General features: G+C 65.2%; 17 protein-coding genes. 5 read left to right on the top strand and 12 right to left on the bottom strand.

The window, feature by feature from the left end; all coding sequences use genetic code 11:
• Positions 1-99 precede the first annotated feature (99 nt).
• From ACIBCN_RS19130 to ACIBCN_RS19170, 9 genes are all read right to left on the bottom strand, one after another.
• Positions 100-312 (bottom strand): hypothetical protein, encoded by a 213-nt coding sequence (locus ACIBCN_RS19130; RefSeq protein ID WP_396992900.1) that lies wholly within the window; start codon positions 310-312, stop codon positions 100-102.
• A gap of 201 nt (positions 313-513) precedes the next feature.
• Positions 514-1,011, bottom strand: coding sequence for a DUF2247 family protein (locus ACIBCN_RS19135; protein ID WP_396992901.1), 498 nt, complete (start codon positions 1,009-1,011; stop codon positions 514-516).
• Positions 1,008-2,342, bottom strand: a complete 1,335-nt coding sequence (locus tag ACIBCN_RS19140; protein ID WP_396992902.1) for a hypothetical protein — start codon at positions 2,340-2,342, stop codon at positions 1,008-1,010. Before ACIBCN_RS19140 ends, ACIBCN_RS19135 begins: the two co-directional genes overlap by 4 nt.
• Positions 2,343-2,366: 24 nt before the next feature.
• Positions 2,367-2,666: a WXG100 family type VII secretion target gene (locus ACIBCN_RS19145; protein WP_396992903.1), complete on the bottom strand. Its 300-nt coding sequence runs from the start codon at positions 2,664-2,666 to the stop codon at positions 2,367-2,369.
• The gene (locus ACIBCN_RS19150; RefSeq protein WP_396992904.1) at positions 2,663-2,989 is read right to left on the bottom strand and encodes a WXG100 family type VII secretion target; all 327 of its coding nucleotides are present in this window, start codon (positions 2,987-2,989) and stop codon (positions 2,663-2,665) included. Before ACIBCN_RS19150 ends, ACIBCN_RS19145 begins: the two co-directional genes overlap by 4 nt.
• A 201-nt stretch (positions 2,990-3,190) precedes the next feature.
• On the bottom strand, positions 3,191-3,415 hold the full coding sequence (locus ACIBCN_RS19155; RefSeq protein ID WP_396992905.1) for a hypothetical protein: 225 nt from the start codon (positions 3,413-3,415) through the stop codon (positions 3,191-3,193).
• Positions 3,402-4,247: a mechanosensitive ion channel family protein gene (locus ACIBCN_RS19160; protein ID WP_396992906.1), complete on the bottom strand. Its 846-nt coding sequence runs from the start codon at positions 4,245-4,247 to the stop codon at positions 3,402-3,404. The genes ACIBCN_RS19155 and ACIBCN_RS19160 overlap by 14 nt, the downstream gene beginning before the upstream one ends.
• A gap of 116 nt (positions 4,248-4,363) precedes the next feature.
• The gene (gene prfB / locus ACIBCN_RS19165) at positions 4,364-5,476 is read right to left on the bottom strand and encodes a peptide chain release factor 2 (protein WP_396992907.1); all 1,113 of its coding nucleotides are present in this window, start codon (positions 5,474-5,476) and stop codon (positions 4,364-4,366) included.
• Between the two features lie 221 nt (positions 5,477-5,697).
• Positions 5,698-6,546 (bottom strand): helix-turn-helix domain-containing protein, encoded by an 849-nt coding sequence (locus ACIBCN_RS19170; protein WP_396992908.1) that lies wholly within the window; start codon positions 6,544-6,546, stop codon positions 5,698-5,700.
• Positions 6,547-6,686: 140 nt separating this feature from the next.
• On the opposite strand from ACIBCN_RS19170, the gene ACIBCN_RS19175 reads away from it, so the two are divergent.
• Positions 6,687-7,277 carry an NADPH-dependent FMN reductase gene (locus ACIBCN_RS19175; protein WP_396992909.1) on the top strand — a complete coding sequence of 197 codons (591 nt, stop codon included), beginning with the start codon at positions 6,687-6,689 and terminating at the stop codon, positions 7,275-7,277.
• A gap of 46 nt (positions 7,278-7,323) precedes the next feature.
• The gene (hisN, locus tag ACIBCN_RS19180; RefSeq protein WP_396992910.1) at positions 7,324-8,109 is read left to right on the top strand and encodes a histidinol-phosphatase; all 786 of its coding nucleotides are present in this window, start codon (positions 7,324-7,326) and stop codon (positions 8,107-8,109) included.
• 88 nt (positions 8,110-8,197) lie between these two features.
• On the opposite strand, the gene ACIBCN_RS19185 is transcribed toward hisN, so the two are convergent.
• The 3 genes from ACIBCN_RS19185 to ACIBCN_RS19195 all read right to left on the bottom strand — a co-directional run bounded on the left by ACIBCN_RS19185 (position 8,198) and on the right by ACIBCN_RS19195 (position 10,375).
• Positions 8,198-8,821, bottom strand: a complete 624-nt coding sequence (locus ACIBCN_RS19185; RefSeq protein WP_396992911.1) for a histidine phosphatase family protein — start codon at positions 8,819-8,821, stop codon at positions 8,198-8,200.
• On the bottom strand, positions 8,821-9,339 hold the full coding sequence (locus ACIBCN_RS19190; RefSeq protein WP_396992912.1) for a GNAT family N-acetyltransferase: 519 nt from the start codon (positions 9,337-9,339) through the stop codon (positions 8,821-8,823). The genes ACIBCN_RS19185 and ACIBCN_RS19190 overlap by 1 nt, the downstream gene beginning before the upstream one ends.
• Positions 9,340-9,403: 64 nt before the next feature.
• Positions 9,404-10,375 carry an SMP-30/gluconolactonase/LRE family protein gene (locus ACIBCN_RS19195; protein ID WP_396992913.1) on the bottom strand — a complete coding sequence of 324 codons (972 nt, stop codon included), beginning with the start codon at positions 10,373-10,375 and terminating at the stop codon, positions 9,404-9,406.
• A 187-nt stretch (positions 10,376-10,562) separates the two neighbouring features.
• Between ACIBCN_RS19195 and recQ the strand changes: the two genes are divergently transcribed.
• The 3 genes from recQ to ACIBCN_RS19210 all read left to right on the top strand — a co-directional run bounded on the left by recQ (position 10,563) and on the right by ACIBCN_RS19210 (position 15,341).
• Entirely contained in the window at positions 10,563-12,449 is a 1,887-nt protein-coding gene (recQ, locus tag ACIBCN_RS19200) for a DNA helicase RecQ (protein ID WP_396992914.1), read from the top strand.
• 232 nt (positions 12,450-12,681) lie between these two features.
• A complete protein-coding gene (gene phoA / locus ACIBCN_RS19205) occupies positions 12,682-14,172 on the top strand; it encodes an alkaline phosphatase (RefSeq protein ID WP_396992915.1) in 1,491 nt (496 codons plus the stop codon).
• A 101-nt stretch (positions 14,173-14,273) separates the two neighbouring features.
• The gene (locus ACIBCN_RS19210) at positions 14,274-15,341 is read left to right on the top strand and encodes a metallophosphoesterase (RefSeq protein ID WP_396992916.1); all 1,068 of its coding nucleotides are present in this window, start codon (positions 14,274-14,276) and stop codon (positions 15,339-15,341) included.
• The last annotated feature ends 44 nt before the right edge of the window (positions 15,342-15,385 follow it).

The following is a 15,385-nucleotide window of genomic DNA, read 5'->3' on the forward strand; positions in this document are numbered from 1 at the left end:
ATCACGGGGAGCCAGTGTAGCCAGCAACGCTGGGTACACCGCGTTGCCGATCACCGAGGCCCGGCGAGTCCGCCGAGCTCAGCGTGGCGTTTGTCTGGTTCAGCGTGGCGCGACCGCCGGATTCACCGCTGCGGGAACGGTGTTCAGGCTGGGCTCGGAGCCAGGTGTGAAAGGTTGATCGGGCTTGACGAACAGGTAAAGCACGAACGTGGCGACCCAGGTCGCAATCAGGATCGCGTGACGGCCCGCGCGGTCACGTCCCTGCGTCTGTCCGATACCGCCACGCTCGGCGGAAATGGGACGTTCCAGCACTGTGCGATAAGTTGCCGGACGTGAGAACCGGTGACGGTTGGAGTGGCGGACCCGGCCGATACGTGAATTGATGAGCCTTCGCGCTCGGGACGCTGTGCGTGACTCTATGGGCGGTATCGTGCTCCGCGAGATCGACGAGATGTGGCAGGACGAATGTTCTCGCCGTCCGCAGGCGGCATGCGACATTTGACGGATCTGCGATTACTCCGGACTGCGAGCAACGTGGTACTGCTCCCAGCATTCCGTCAAGTATTCGCGCAGTCGCTGTTCAAGTCCCGCGACACCGGGGGTTGAACCCGCAGGTGGCGGCATGAACGGTATGAATGGCTCCATTGCGGTCGGATAGTCGAAATCGGCGTACAGCATCTCGATCGTCTTGAATGGGTCATCGTCGAATTCCGACGGATTTTCACAAACCCAAGCAACCGTGAGATATACCCATACTCCCATTTCGTCGGCCACTAGGCCGTCAATCAAGTCGCGAACTTTATACAATTCATCGGAAAGAAGTAAGGACAGCGACTCCACAACCTGCATGGGCTTGATTTCGTTCACGATATTTCCCATTGCAAGCTGGATCACGCCTTTATCGGATATCCAATCGTTCTGGAATCCGTAGTGGAGTTCACGCGGGGTCAGTATCGCTCTCGCTTCTATGAACGACGCCGGAATCTCGAACTGTATCAACTTATCGCTCATGGCGTGATCGGCTTTCCATTGATTGTCCCGTTCTTCACGAACATCTGGTGTGTCACTTTTCCGTCCTGAAGGATCCACTCAAATCTTCCCGTCACTCCATTGAGCTCGCCGGGCATCTGGACGAGTGTTCGCGCAGCCCCATCACCACCTACTATATCGAACACGATACCCTTGGTTCCAATGTCCTCGGCGGCGAAGGTGGCTGAACGGTGGTACTTGTCAGACTTCAGGCCGGATCCAGTCCGCTCGGCTTCCCGGATGATTTCATCGGCCTGCTGCCGAGTCACCCCCTGGCCAGTGGCTTCGCTCGACTGAATGGTAGCGTTTCTTTCGGCTGCTACAACCTTGCTGTCGAGCGTCTTAACCGCGAGTGAATCGATTTTGTTCAGATCGCTGGCAGCGGCGGCGAGTTCATCCTCTGCCTTGGCGGCCTTCTCGAAGATTCGTGCCAGTTTGCTTTCTTGGATGACCTTGGCAATTGCCTTGGCGCACCTCTCTATCTCCACGGCCCACTTAGCGGCCGTGGCAGCTCCCAACAAAAACCCAACGCCAGCGGATACTATGTCTACCAATATGTTGACAACAATGGACTCTTCGATAAAATCGATCAGCTCATCCAAGAGATCCTTCATCTTTTTACGGATCTTCTCGAGTTCATCCCTGTGGTTGTTGCAATCGGCTTCGAGGGAATAGGTGGACAGAGCGAGATTTCTGGCAACAGTGCTGAGTGAGTCAAGACTTTCGCGGATGTCGGGGATTTCAGGGGAGTTGATGTCGTTGATGTGCGCCATTGCCGAGCCGATGATGAGCTGCGCGTCGGTGACGGCTGCACAATTGGAAAAGGCGTGCCATGCCTCAGCGGCGGCCTTAAGCCTGTCAGTATGCCCATCCGGAACAGGAATACCGATCTGTTCCAGAAGATTCGGAATGCACGTTTCCAGGCCCTGTCCTCTGCCTCCGGCCGCTGGCGGGTACTGCCAATTGGACGAGGTCGGTACCACGGGATCAGCCGGTCGTTCAGGGGCGGCATTCCAGTTGGGGTTGACCTGGGCGTTGAAGTTGGCAACGTAGTGGTTGTAACCGGCCAGCTTGAGAAGTCCAGAGTAATAGCGCATGGATTGGCCGAGTCTGTGGGCAGTATCGGTCGCGCTGATTGCGCGTGTGTCATACCCTTTTGCCCACGCCAAGGCACTGTCGGTCGCTCCAGCCATCGAGCCTGTCGCCGCCAGGGAGCCGGTCAGGGTCTTGCAAGCCTTGTCGAGTTCGTCGGCCAGGTCGGACAGTTTTTTGGCACTGTCGTAGTAGACGATCGGGTCAACGACCAATGCCATTCGCTCAGCCCCGCTCAGCCCCGCTCAGCCCCGCTTGAACATGGTGATATTGGCTGCGATGGCCGCTGTGTACTGTGTGTGAGCGTTGCGAGCGGCGGTACTCATATCCGCGACGCCTTGATTGACTTCCTGCGCGGCCGTCGTCCATTGGCTGTGGGCGGCGCGATGTGCGTCGGCAGTGGCACCACTCCACGATCCAGCGTGGACCTTCGCCACCTTCTGGTCGAGGGTATCCAGGTGTTCGGCGATGAATCCGGCAAGCCCGGCCAAGCGGGACACGATTTTGTCGAGCTGGTCGAGGTCGACACTGAAGGCGTCGGTCACGGAAGGTCCAGGCTGGAGTATTCGCTGGCGAATTGGTTGTCATGCGCGGCGATGGTCTGCGCGGTGACTCCGAGCGATGACGCCATGCTGGACAGTGCTTCGATGATCTTCTCGCCGCCGTCGTGGACTTCGTTCCAGCCGGTTGCGTAGCTATCGGATGCCGAGCCTGTCCATTCACTGGAAGTCAGCGTGGTGACCTCCAGCGCGGCTGATCTCAGCGCTGACCGCAGGATGTCGGCCAGGTCGTAGGCATACTTGCCCAGCGCCGTCACCTCTTCTGGAATGACCGATAGCTCTGAGTTGCCGCCCCTGCCCCCACTCATTGGCCGACGGTATCACACGGATCGAGTTCCCACTCGTGGGTCCAGCCGCGGCCATCGCTCATGGCGTGAGCCAGGTCCAGGACTTCAGGCCAGTCACGAATTGTCCGGTGCAGCAATCGATCTCCGGAGAACTTTGGGAAGTCTGGGGAGGATCACCGAGGCTCGGCGAGTCCGCCGAGCTCAGCGTGGCGTTTGTCTGGTTCAGCGTGGCGCGACCGCCGGATTCACCGCTGCGGGAACGGTGTTCAGGCTGGGCTCGGAGCCAGGTGTGAAAGGTTGATCGGGCTTGACGAACAGGTAAAGCACGAACGTGGCGACCCAGGTCGCGATCAGGATCGCGGTGGATCGACGTGGTCTCGATTCCTTGAGCAGTGCGGTGGGTCGCACCGCTTCCTTCAAGAGCGAGATGGTTCTACGTGGTCTCACTGATACCCTCCCGGCGCAACGCCGCGGCTACTCGCACCCGCAGTTCGCGTCCGACTTCGAACTGTTTGCCCGGCAAGGTGCGGGCAACCATTCGGATGTTCATCTGGTCAACGGTCAGATCCTCGACGCCCATCACGGTGGGCTCGTCGAGTAGCAGTGGTTTGAGTCGAGGATCTTCGTACGCCTTTGTACCGACCTCGTGCAGGATCTCGTTGACCCTGGTGATGTCCGCGCTCGCGGACACCGGAACGTCGATTGCCGCGCGTGCCCAATCCTTCGACAGATTCGTCACTTTCACGATCTGGCCGTTGGGCACGGTGATCACTTCACCGTCGGAATTGCGCAGTGTGGTGATCCGCAACGTGACGTCCTCGACCGTACCCTCTGCCATCTCCGCGGCTCCAGTCACGGCGATGCGAACTACGTCACCAAACCCGTATTGCCGTTCGGTGATCAGGAAGAACCCGGCCAGGATGTCCTGCACGATGCGTTGCGCACCGAAACCGAGCGCGGCACCGAGCACCGCGGCGGGGGCGACCAGGCCGGTCACCTCGAACCCGAGCCGTCGCAGCACCTCCATGCCGATCAGCACGTAGGCGATGGTCAGCACCACCCAGGTGACCACCTGCGCCAGCGCGTGCCGGTGTTTGGCCGCCTCGGTGCGCACCAGCGCGTCGCCGCCGCGGAATTCGGCGTCGATCTTGCGGGTGATCCGATCGCGGAGGAAAGTGGCGAACCGGCTGAACAGGATGGCGCCGAGGATCAACAGCACGATCTCGAGCCCGTTGGAACGTAGCCAGTTCGTAGTTTCCGAGGTCGTTGCGAGTGACATGGTCAACACCTCGACTGAACTCCCAACTGGACGCACGCCAGACAGGTTACCGCCGTACGTCCTACGATTCCGCGCAAGCGCCCGCGTCCAGCGGCGATTGCGCTACCCGCAACGATCTAGCTCGGTTCCCGCATGCGCCAGCGGATGCCCGACTCGATGAAACCGTCGATATCGCCGTCGAGCACCGCCGACGGGTTGTTGACCTCGTAGTTCGTCCGCAGATCCTTGACCATCTGGTACGGGTGCAGCACGTAGGAGCGCATCTGGTTGCCCCAGGACGCGCCCTCGTTGGTCTTGAGCGCGTCCATCTCGGCGCGTTCTTCCTGCCGCTTGCGTTCCAGCAGCTTGGCCTGCAGCACGCGCATGGCCGAAATCTTGTTCTGCAGCTGCGACTTCTCGTTCTGACAGGTGACGACGATGCCGGTGGGGATGTGCGTCAGGCGCACCGCCGAGTCGGTGGTGTTGACGCTCTGCCCGCCGGGGCCGGAGGAGCGGTACACATCCACCCGGATGTCGCCCTCGGGGATCTCGATGTGATCGGTGGTCTCGACCACCGGCAGCACCTCGACCTCGGCGAACGAGGTCTGACGGCGGCCCTGATTGTCGAACGGGCTGATCCGCACCAGGCGGTGCGTGCCCATCTCCACCGACAGCGTGCCGTAGGCATAGGGCGACTTCACCGCGAAGGTGGCGCTCTTGATGCCCGCCTCTTCGGCGTAGGAGGTGTCGTAGACCTCGACGGAGTACTTGTGCCGGTCGGCCCAGCGGATGTACATGCGCATCAGCATCTCGGCCCAGTCGGCGGCGTCCACGCCACCGGCGCCGGAGCGGATGTTGACCAGCGCGTCGCGCTTGTCGTATTCGCCGGACAGCAGGGTCCGGACCTCCAGCGCTTCCACGTCCCCGTGCAGTGCGGCACGTTCGGCGTCGGCGTCGGCGAGCGCGGTCTCTCTCGACTCGCCCTCTTCGCCCTCGGCCAGTTCGTACAGCACCGGCAGATCGTCGAGTCGCTGCCGCAATTCCTCGACGCGACGCAGTTCGCCCTGCGCGTGCGAGAGCTCGCTGGTCACCTGCTGAGCGTGATCCTGGTCGTTCCACAAATCGGGATCTGCGGCTTGGTGCTCGAGCTCGTCGATGCGTCGGCGCAGCTCCTCGATGTCGAGGACCGATTCGACCGTCTTGAGGGTGGCGTCGAGTTCGGCGAGATCAGCGGAAACGTCAGGATGCACGATGGTCAAGCCTACTGGTATGGCGTTGCCGGGATAGCAGCAGTGCGGCTCGAATGGGTTGCGTTCGGCGATCGGTTGGCGCGGACGAGGTTGCTGGGGTCAGGAATACCGTCTGCGCAGGGTGAACATGCTGAGTCCTCGTGACCGACCGCCAAGCTGCGTGGCAGGTGAAGGCCGCCTCGAGTCGCTCGGTAGTGGAACTTCGAAACCGTGCCCGCGAACTAGACCGCGCGGAGGGCCCCTGGGCGCAGGCCCGCGAGCTTGTCGAGGGCGGTGGCGGTGGATTCGTCGGCGGGCAGGTGCACGATCAGGTGCTGGTCGTCGTCGGCGGAGAGGTCGAGGATTTCGTAGGCCAAGCGCAGCTGGCCCGCGTCGGGGTGCACGAATCGGGTGATGCCGGTGGCGGCGGGAAGGCTGGGGACGGTCTCGACGCGGTCGGTGAATTCCGGGCCGACGGTGACGGTGAGTTCGTCGGCGAGCGCGGCGATGTGCGGATCCTTGCGGAAGGGACCGTGTTTGAGGGTGGCGACGGTCTGGTCGGCGAGGTGCTGCCAGTCCGGGTAGGCGGCGCGGGCGCGCGGGTCGGTGAAGACGAAGCGGGCCAGGTTCGCCTGAGTGCTGTCGAGTAGCCCGAAGGGTGCCATCAGGCGCTGGTAGCCGTCGGTGTAGGCGAGGACCTCGGTGAGCCTGTTCACGACCACCGCGGGCGCTGGTTCGAGACGGTCGAGGATGGCGCGGACCGTCGGGCGCACGTCGCGCGGCGGCTGGGCGCCACCCAGGCAGTGGAAGCCGACGTCGGCGGATTTGGTGAGGCGGTGCAGATGGACTCGTTCGCTCGCGGTGAGGCGAAGCGCGTCGGCGAGCGCGGAAAGCACCGGCGGTGAGGGGCGGCGATCGCGGCCTTGCTCGAGCCGCGTGATGTATTCGACGCTCACGTCGGCCAGCATCGCGAGTTCGGAGCGGCGCAGGCCGGGGGTGCGGCGACGCGCTCCGGCGGCCAGGCCGACCTGGGCCGGGGTGACCGCCTCGCGCCGAGTGCGGAGGAACAGGCCCAGCTCGTTGTCGCTCACTCTTCGAACTTAACAAGTGGCGGCGGCTGGAGGGTGTCCCTGCCACTACCACTCTTGCGGCGGTCTTCCTCGATGTCGCGGCGGCCAGCAGATTGGGAACTGCGGCCGAGAACGGTCGCCGAATCTGTGGGAGGAACGAGATGTCGGCATTGAAACTCGCGGTGATCATCGGCAGCGTCCGAGAAGGGCGCTTCGGACCGGTGGTGGCCGAATGGTTCACCGAGCACGCCAGAGGGCACGGCGCGTTCGAGGTGGACGTCATCGACCTGGCGGAGGCGGACCTGCCGCTCGCGTTGCCTGCCGTCTCACCGGCGATGGATCCGAATCCCGAACGGCCCGATGGCATGCTCGAGCTCACCGAGCGGCTCGCAGCGGCGGACGCGTTCGTCATCGTCACGCCCGATTACAACCGCAGCATTCCGGCCGCGCTGAAGGCCGCCATCGACTGGCATTTCATTCAATGGGACGCCAAGGCAATAGGTTTCGTCGGGTACAGCGGCGCGAGCGGTGGGCTGCTCGCCATCGAACATCTGCGGCAGATCTTCAATGAGCTCAATGCGCACACGGTCCGCAACTATGTGTCGTTTCCGCGCTACTACCTGCTCTTCGACGCTGAGGGGCGGCTGCTGGAACCGGACGAGCCCGCCGCGGCGGCGCTGGCGATGCTCGACCAGTTGCAGTGGTGGGCTGATGCTTTGGCGGCGGCGCGGGCGGTGTCCGCGGTGGCATGACGTGCCACGCGGCCTGGGTGGTGGGGTGACCGGATAGGGTGCGGGCGTGGCTGTGGACTCTTCTGACCTCGAACTCGCGCTGCGGTTGGCCGATGCGGCTGACGGCATTACCCGGGCCCGGTTCGGTGCGCTCGATTTGAAGGTGGACGCGAAGCCGGACCTGACGCCGGTATCGGATGCCGATCTGGCGGTGGAGAAAGCGATTCGGCAGGTGCTTGCCGAACAGCGGCCCGGCGATGCGGTGCTCGGTGAGGAGTTCGGCGGGGACGCCGAGTTCACCGGGCGCCAGTGGGTGATCGATCCGATCGACGGCACCAAGAATTTCGTGCGCGGCGTGCCGATTTGGGCCACGTTGATCGCGCTGCTGGAGGACGGCGTGCCGGTGGTCGGCGTGGTGAGTGCGCCCGCGTTGTCCCGGCGCTGGTGGGCGGCGGCGGGCTCGGGTGCCTGGAGCAGCTTCGACGCCGAAGCGCCGACATCGCTTTCGGTGTCGGCGGTTGGCGAGCTGAGCTCGGCGAGCCTGGGCTTTTCCAGCCTGTCCGGGTGGCGTGAGCGTGGGTTGCGGGAGAATTTCCTCGCGCTCACCGACGACGTATGGCGCGTGCGCGGCTATGGCGATTTCTTCACCTATTGCCTGCTCGCGGAGGGTGCGCTCGATATCGCGACCGAACCCGAAGTGTCCCTGTGGGATCTGGCCGCGCTCGACATTCTGGTCCGTGAGGCAGGCGGGCGGTTCACTTCGCTCGAGGGGCAGCCGGGCCCGCATGGTGGCGACGCGGTGGCGTCGAACGGTCTGCTGCATGACGAGACGTTGAGTCGTTTGCAGCCCTGAGTCGCAGGCGGGCCTCGGTGCGGAGGGTGGTAGTGCTGGGACTGTGCCTGTCGGGTCACGCATTCGGTGCGGTCGAGGCACGGCTTGCTCAGATGTGCAGGTCCGGCGGAAAGCCGGTCCACCGTAGGTCCGGTGGGAGGTGGCCGGTGTCGTTGAAGAGCAGCACGGAGTCGGGTCTGCCTGGTGCGTAACGGATTACGGTGAGCGCGGCGTTGGCGGGACTGAATCCCATCCAGCGCCACTTGGGTGCGTCGAGCGCGGCCCGCACCAGCCAGCCGATGAGGAAGGCGTGCGTGACGACGAGCTCGTGGCGGGGTGCGTCGCCCTCGACCGGGCCGGTGAACTGCTCGACGGCTTCCCGTGCCAGCCGCGGTCCGTGGTCGCGCTGCTCGGCGGGGAACTGGGCGAGGAAGCCGAGCAGGGCGTCCGCGGACTCCGCCGGTAGTTCGTCCATCCGCGGCAGGTAGGGCAGGTAGTCGCCCGCGGATGCCGCGGCGCGCAAGGGCACCCCGTCCAAGCGGTCGGCGATCAGCTGCGCCGTCTGCGCCACCCTGGACAGCGGACCGTGGTGGACCTGTGTGAGCGGGCTGTGCCGCAGCCGCTCACCGAGCAGCCAGGCCTGGCTGCGACCTCGTTCGCTCAGCGTGCTCTCGTCCGGTGTCGCCTCGCCGTGCCTGGCGAGGTAGAGGTACCGGGTGGCCGTTCCGGTCATCAGGCCAGCATCTTCTCCATCAGTACGACGTTGAGCGTGCCGTGCAGGTGGAACCGGGGCGGTAGTGGTGCCTCGCGCAGCGCGGTGAAACCCCGTGCGGTGTAGTACTTCCGGAGCACCGGGTTGTTGGCGGAGAAGTCGAGGCGTTGCCGAGTGACGCCGTTGGCGAGGGTGTAGTCGGCGCAGAACTGGATGATCCGGTCGCCGACGTCACCTCCCCGCCATTCGGGTGCGACCATCAGCCCGTGAATGTAGCCCGCCTCGGCATCATCGGTTCCCCAGAATTCCGGGTCGTGCCAGATCACGCGCACCACGCCGATCAGTGCGCGGGTTTCGTCGCGCCACAGGAACCATTCGCCACGCGCCGCCTCCTCGGCGACCGTTGCGGCGGGGTACTCACCGGGCACCCACGCCTTGATGTCTTTGTCGACCATCCACTGCGCGAGCCGGTCGCGCAGCTTGGCGATGTCCTCGGCATCGTCGGGCGTGGCCACGATCATCGGAGCCGCTTCCGGCATGTTCGGTTCCTTTCCACGAACGCCCGCCCATCCGTGTTCGGAATCCGGGCAAGCTCCTTCGTTTCTACCGGGTTGGCGTGGCCGGCGTGAGGTCGATGTCCGCCGGCGGCCGTAGTCGACGCAGCGTTCCGTCCATGCCGGTGATGTACAAAGCCCAGCTGTCGCCGTCGCGGGCGATGCGGACCGAGGTGGTCCCGTCCGGTGGATTACGCATCGGGCCGGGCTTGATCAGGCCGGTGATGATCGCGCAGGACGCGCCGGTCGCGGTGTTCACCTTGTTGATCGAGCCGAACGCGTGGTCGGCGACGTACAGGGTGTCCGCGCGGGTGGCTTCCATGTCGTCCGGTACCGAGATCAGGTTCGGAATCCCGGCGACGACAACCTGATTCGCCGGGGCATCCAGGGGGATGCGGAAGATCCGCATGGTCAGGTTGTCGGCATAGATGGATTTTCTGTCAGGGGCCAACGCGATGCCGTTGGACAGCGGCAGATCGGCCCAGGTGCGGATGTACTCGCCGGTGGACGGTCGGTAGCGGGCGATCCCGGTCGGGGTGCCGGTGGTGCCGATGGTGGTGAACAGGAGATCGCCGTCGGGTAGTAGCAGTAGTCCGTTGGGGCCGTTCAGGCCGGTGAGCAAGGTGGTTACCGCGCCGGTCGCCTTCTCGTACCGCTGCAGCGTGCCAGGCCCGGCCGCCATCCCGTCGCCGGTCAAGAAGTACACATAGGGGCCTGCGACCCGCACACCCGCCGGATAGTCCAGTCCCGTCAACAGCTTCTCGAATCGACCCGCGCTGTCCACATGCGCAAAGAACCCGTCGACGATGCCGGTGACATAGAACCCGCCGTTCCCGTCGGCGTCGAGGTTCTCCAGATTGCCCACCCCCTCGACCAGGGTGGTCGCCTCCCAGCCGTCCGCACACATCGCGGGCAAGGTGTCCGCCGCGGTCGCCGTGGGTGCCGCGGCGACGACACCCGCCGCAACCGCCACGGCGAGCAGCGCCGCTCGAACTCGATTACTCCCCATCCCTATTGCCATGTGCGTCAACCTAACAGCAGCTCGAAACATGAGCAGCGCGGTGAATTTCGGCCGATCGGCCGGAGTCACAGGTCAGCGCCTCGGGGTCGCTCAGCCGGTGATTGTTTATCCACATGTGGACCAGTCGAGACCCGAGCTGGGAAATCCGGGCGACGTACCGGTAGCGCCGCGAGCGCGCGCTCGTAGGATGGGCCGGGTGACTCCCACCGATGCATTCGCGGCCACGGCGACCGACACCGATCGCGGTGCGGGCGCCGGATCCGGTGCGGCGCAAGAGGTTCTACGTCGAGTCTTCGGCTACGACAGCTTCCGTGGTGATCAGCGCGAGATCGTGGAGCACGTGGTCGAGGGTGGCGACGCGCTGGTGCTCATGCCGACCGGCGGCGGTAAGTCACTGTGCTACCAGGTGCCCGCGCTGGTGCGTCCGGGCGTCGGCGTGGTGATTTCGCCGCTGATCGCCTTGATGCAGAACCAGGTGGACGCGCTCAGCGCACTCGGCGTGCGCGCGGGTTTCCTGAATTCGACCCAGTTCCCGGACGAGCGCCGCGCCGTGGAGGCGCAGTTCGTGGCGGGGGAGTTGGACCTGCTGTACCTGGCGCCGGAACGGCTGCGGCTGGAGTCGACGGCGCAGCTGTTCGATCGCGGCAAGGTGGGGCTGTTCGCCATCGATGAGGCGCACTGCGTCTCGCAGTGGGGCCACGATTTCCGGCCCGACTATCTGGCGCTGTCCATGCTGCACGAGCGCTGGCCGGATGTGCCGCGCATCGCGCTCACCGCGACCGCGACCGCGAAGACCAGCGACGAGATCGTGCAGCGCCTCGACCTCGGCGCGGCCCGTCGCTTCGTCGCCAGCTTCGACCGGCCGAATATCCAGTACCGGATCGAGCCGAAGAACAAGCCCGATCGCCAGCTGCTGGAATTCATCCGCACCGAGCACGCGGGCGACGCGGGCATCGTATACTGCCTGTCCCGCAATTCGGTGGAGAAGACCGCGGCGTTCCTCACCGAGAACGGCGTCAGCGCGGTGCCGTATCACGCGGGTCTGGACAACCGTATTCGCGCGGAGAACCAGACCAGGTTCCTCCGCGAGGACGGTCTGGTGGTGGTCGCGACCATCGCCTTCGGCATGGGCATCGACAAGCCGGACGTGCGCTTCGTCGCCCACCTGGACCTGCCGAAGTCCGTGGAGGGCTACTACCAGGAGACCGGCCGGGCGGGCCGCGACGGGCAACCCTCCACGGCGTGGATGGTGTACGGCCTCAACGACGTTGTGCAGCAACGCAAGATGATCGATTCCTCGGAGGGCGACGCCGCCCATCGCAGGCAACTACAGCTGCACCTGGACGCCATGCTCGGGTTGTGCGAGACGGTGAGCTGTCGGCGGGTGCAGTTGCTCAACTACTTCGGTCAGCACGACCAGCAGGCGTGCGGCAACTGCGACACCTGCATCACCCCGGCCGAGTCCTGGGACGGCACCGTTCCCGCGCAGAAGCTGCTGTCCACGGTGCTGCGGCTCAAACGCGAACGGGGCCAGAGCTTCGGTGCCGGCCACATCGTCGACATCCTGCTCGGCAAGAAGAACCCCAAGGTGCTGCAGCACGATCATCATGAGCTGAAGGTCTTCGGGATCGGCACCGATCTGCGCGATATCGAATGGCGCGGCGTGGTGCGCCAATTGCTCGCGGGCGGGCTGCTCACGGTGCACGGCGACTACGGCGTGCTGACGCTCACCGACGCGAGCAACGAGGTGCTGTTCGAAGGACGTCAGGTGTTGTTGCGCCGCGAACGCGAACGACCGACCAAACCGGCGCGTGCGGCCAAGTCGGGCAAGGCACCGGCCGCCGACATGGCACCGGCGGACGCGCCCGTGTTCGAGCGGCTGCGCGAATGGCGGGCCGCGACCTCCAAGGAACAGGGCGTGCCCGCGTACGTCGTCTTCCATGACGCCACGCTGCGCGAGATCGTCGCGCGCAAGCCGACCAGCCTGGCCGAACTCGGCAAGGTCACTGGTGTCGGCGAGAACAAGCTCGCCAAGTACGGCGAACAAGTGCTGGAGGTCCTGGCCGGAGAGTGACATTCTGCACCTTCTGGTCAAACGGCCAGAAAGCTGGATGCTCACCCTCTTCCGGGTGAAAGTCGCTGTGCGACAGCGGTACACGCTTGTCGGACGGCTGGTCGACTCATGCGGACATGCTAATGGGAAATCGTCCGGTAACCGCCCGGTTGCCCGCTATGCCCTTTTTGTTCAGAAGCGATCGCAAGGCTCCCACCAACCGACGTATCTACGAACAATGGAGTTTTCGCTCATGCCCCCTGTCTCGTCGCGTTCCATGCCCCGCCGGTTCCGCGCGGGCGCCATCCTGGGCGCCGCCATCCTCGTCGGGACCCTGGCCGCCTGCGGTTCGTCCGATTCCACGAAGCAGGGCAACGGCGATCTCCTCACCCCCAGCGCCAAGGGCACCGTCACCGAGAACGGTGGCGCGCGCCGCACCACCGGCGACCGGACCGACGCCCTGCGCGCCTCGCTCAACGGCAACCAGGCCAAGAACGTCATCCTGCTGATCGGTGACGGCATGGGCGACTCCGAAATCACCGTGGCGCGCAACGTCGCCGAGGGTGCCGGCGGCTACTTCAAGGGCATCGACGCGCTGCCGCTCACCGGCTCGTACACCCACTACTCGCTGGACAAGACCACCGGCAAGCCGGACTACGTCACCGATTCCGCGGCCAGCGGCAGCGCGTGGTCGACCGGAACCAAGACCTACAACGGCGCCATCGGCGTCGACGTCAAGGGCGCCCCGCAGACCAACCTGCTGGAGATCGCCAAGGCCAACGGCAAGGCCACCGGCAACGTGACCACCGCCGAAATCCAGGACGCCACCCCGGCCGTGCTCGCCGCCCACGTCACCGACCGGAAGTGTTACGGCCCGGAGGAGACGGCACTGAAGTGCCCGACCAATGCGCTGGAGAAGGGCGGCCTCGGCTCGATCAGCGAACAACTGCTCAACACGCGTGCCGACGTCACCCTCGGTGGCGGTTCGAAGAGCTTCGACCAGAAGGCGGCCGGCGGCCAGTGGCAGGGTCAGACCCTGCGCGACCAGGCCAAGGCGCGCGGCTACAACCTCGTCGCCGACAAGACGGGTCTCGACGCGGTCGCCAAGGCGGACCAGGACGCGCCGGTGCTCGGCCTGTTCAGCTCCGGCAACATGCCGGTTCGCTGGACCGGGGACAACGCGGTGCAGAACGGCCTCAACCTGCCGGCCCAGACCTGCAAGCCCAACCCCGAGCGGGCCGCCGCCCAGCCCGACCTGGCGACCATGACCCGCAAGGCGATCGACCTGCTCGAGCCGCGCAAGGATGGCTTCTTCCTGCAGGTCGAGGGCGCCTCGATCGACAAGCAGGACCACAACGCCAACCCGTGCGGTCAGGTCGGTGAGACCGTCGACCTCGACGAGGCCGTGCAGGCCGCGCTCGAATTCGCCAAGAACGACGGCAACACCCTGGTGATCGTCACCGCCGACCACGCGCACAGCAGTCAGATCGTGCCGCTGGAAACCAAGTCGCTCTCGCTGACCAGCAAGGTGGTCACCAAGGACGGCGCCGAGATGGGCGTGTCCTACGGCAACGCCGAGGCCGGCGGTTCGCAGGAGCACACCGGCACCCAGCTGCGCGTCGCCGCCTACGGCCCGCACGCCGCCAACGTGGTCGGTCTGACCGATCAGACGGACCTGTTCTTCACCATGTCCGACGCGCTCGGCCTGGACCGGAACAAGAAGCCGGTCGCCGCGGCGAAGTAGTTCTCCCCAGTTGATCCGGTGCCCCACCCCGCATCGCCATCGTCCCGCCCCATGGGCGAGGATGGTCGCCGGGTGGGGTACCGGACTGCGGAGGACATCGCATGCCTGACAACAGTTTTGGTCGACGGGGCTTTCTGGCAGGCGCGGCGGGTGTCGCGTCGCTGGTCGGCCTCTCGCCCGCGCAGGCGGTGCCGATCGCGTCCGGTGTCACCAAGTTTCCCTTCCCGACCGGACGCCGCCTTCGGGTGCTGGTGACCGGCGACGCGGGCACCGGAACACGCACCCAGTGGGCGGTCGCCAATGCGATGCGCGAGTTCCAGCGCAGCGAACCCGTCGACCTCGCGCTCGGCCTCGGCGACAACATCTACGAGCTCGGCCCGAACAGCGGCACCGACCGCCAATTCGCCGACAAGTTCGAAAACCCCAATGCCGGACTGGATTTCCCGTGGTTGATGGTGCTCGGCAACCACGACACCAGTTCCGTACTGCCCGGTGACGGCGGCTGGCTGGTGCGCGGCAACCACGAGGTCGAGTATCACGCGAACTCGCCGCGCTGGTGGATGCCGAGCCGGTACTACTCGGTGCGGGTGCCGGAGCAGAACCCCGTTGTCGAGTTCTTCGTCCTCGATCTCAATCCGCTCGCCGCCTACATTCCGCCGATCCTTTCGCCGTACTGGGCGGTCGACGGGCCGTTCATGAATGAGCAGCGCGCCTGGCTCGACCGATCGATCGCCGGATCCGGCGCCACCTGGAAGATCGCCTGCACCCATCACCCGTACCTCAACAACGGCCCACACGGCGACGCGGGCCGCTACGAGAACCTGCCCATCGAACCGATCAACGGCATCCACGTGAAGCGCTTCATCGAGGAGCACGTCGCGGGCGCCTGCCAGTTCCTGCTGTCCGGGCACGACCATTCGCTCCAGGTGCTCGAGCCGACCGTCGAATCCAAGGGCACGCGCCAGATCGTGTCCGGCGCCGCCGCCAAGACGGTTTCCGCCGAACCCGCGGTCACCCCCCGTGGCAGCCACCCTGCGTTGTTCGAGAACTATCACGAGCTCGGTTTCATGGTGTTGGATCTCACCCCGACCGCCGTCGACCTGCGCGTGTTCACCGTCGACGTCTCGACCGCGGCAGCAACCCAGGCCTTCGGCCGACGTCTCGTCTGAGTACCAACTATGTTGCGGCACGCGGGAATTGCGGCGTGTCGCGG

The organism is Nocardia sp. NPDC051052 (genome assembly GCF_044456045.1).
Lineage (GTDB): Bacteria > Actinomycetota > Actinomycetes > Mycobacteriales > Mycobacteriaceae > Nocardia.

Coding starts and splice junctions, on each gene's coding strand:
- ACIBCN_RS19135 (WP_396992901.1), bottom strand. CDS start 1,011: ATGAGCGATAAGTTGATACAGTTCGAGATTCCGGCGTCGTTCATAGAA.
- ACIBCN_RS19140 (WP_396992902.1), bottom strand. CDS start 2,342: ATGGCATTGGTCGTTGACCCGATCGTCTACTACGACAGTGCCAAAAAA.
- ACIBCN_RS19150 (WP_396992904.1), bottom strand. CDS start 2,989: ATGAGTGGGGGCAGGGGCGGCAACTCAGAGCTATCGGTCATTCCAGAA.
- ACIBCN_RS19160 (WP_396992906.1), bottom strand. CDS start 4,247: ATGTCACTCGCAACGACCTCGGAAACTACGAACTGGCTACGTTCCAAC.
- ACIBCN_RS19175 (WP_396992909.1), top strand. CDS start 6,687: ATGTCGGCATTGAAACTCGCGGTGATCATCGGCAGCGTCCGAGAAGGG.
- ACIBCN_RS19185 (WP_396992911.1), bottom strand. CDS start 8,821: ATGACCGGAACGGCCACCCGGTACCTCTACCTCGCCAGGCACGGCGAG.
- ACIBCN_RS19190 (WP_396992912.1), bottom strand. CDS start 9,339: ATGCCGGAAGCGGCTCCGATGATCGTGGCCACGCCCGACGATGCCGAG.
- ACIBCN_RS19195 (WP_396992913.1), bottom strand. CDS start 10,375: ATGGCAATAGGGATGGGGAGTAATCGAGTTCGAGCGGCGCTGCTCGCC.
- recQ (WP_396992914.1), top strand. CDS start 10,563: ATGGGCCGGGTGACTCCCACCGATGCATTCGCGGCCACGGCGACCGAC.
- phoA (WP_396992915.1), top strand. CDS start 12,682: ATGCCCCCTGTCTCGTCGCGTTCCATGCCCCGCCGGTTCCGCGCGGGC.
- ACIBCN_RS19210 (WP_396992916.1), top strand. CDS start 14,274: ATGCCTGACAACAGTTTTGGTCGACGGGGCTTTCTGGCAGGCGCGGCG.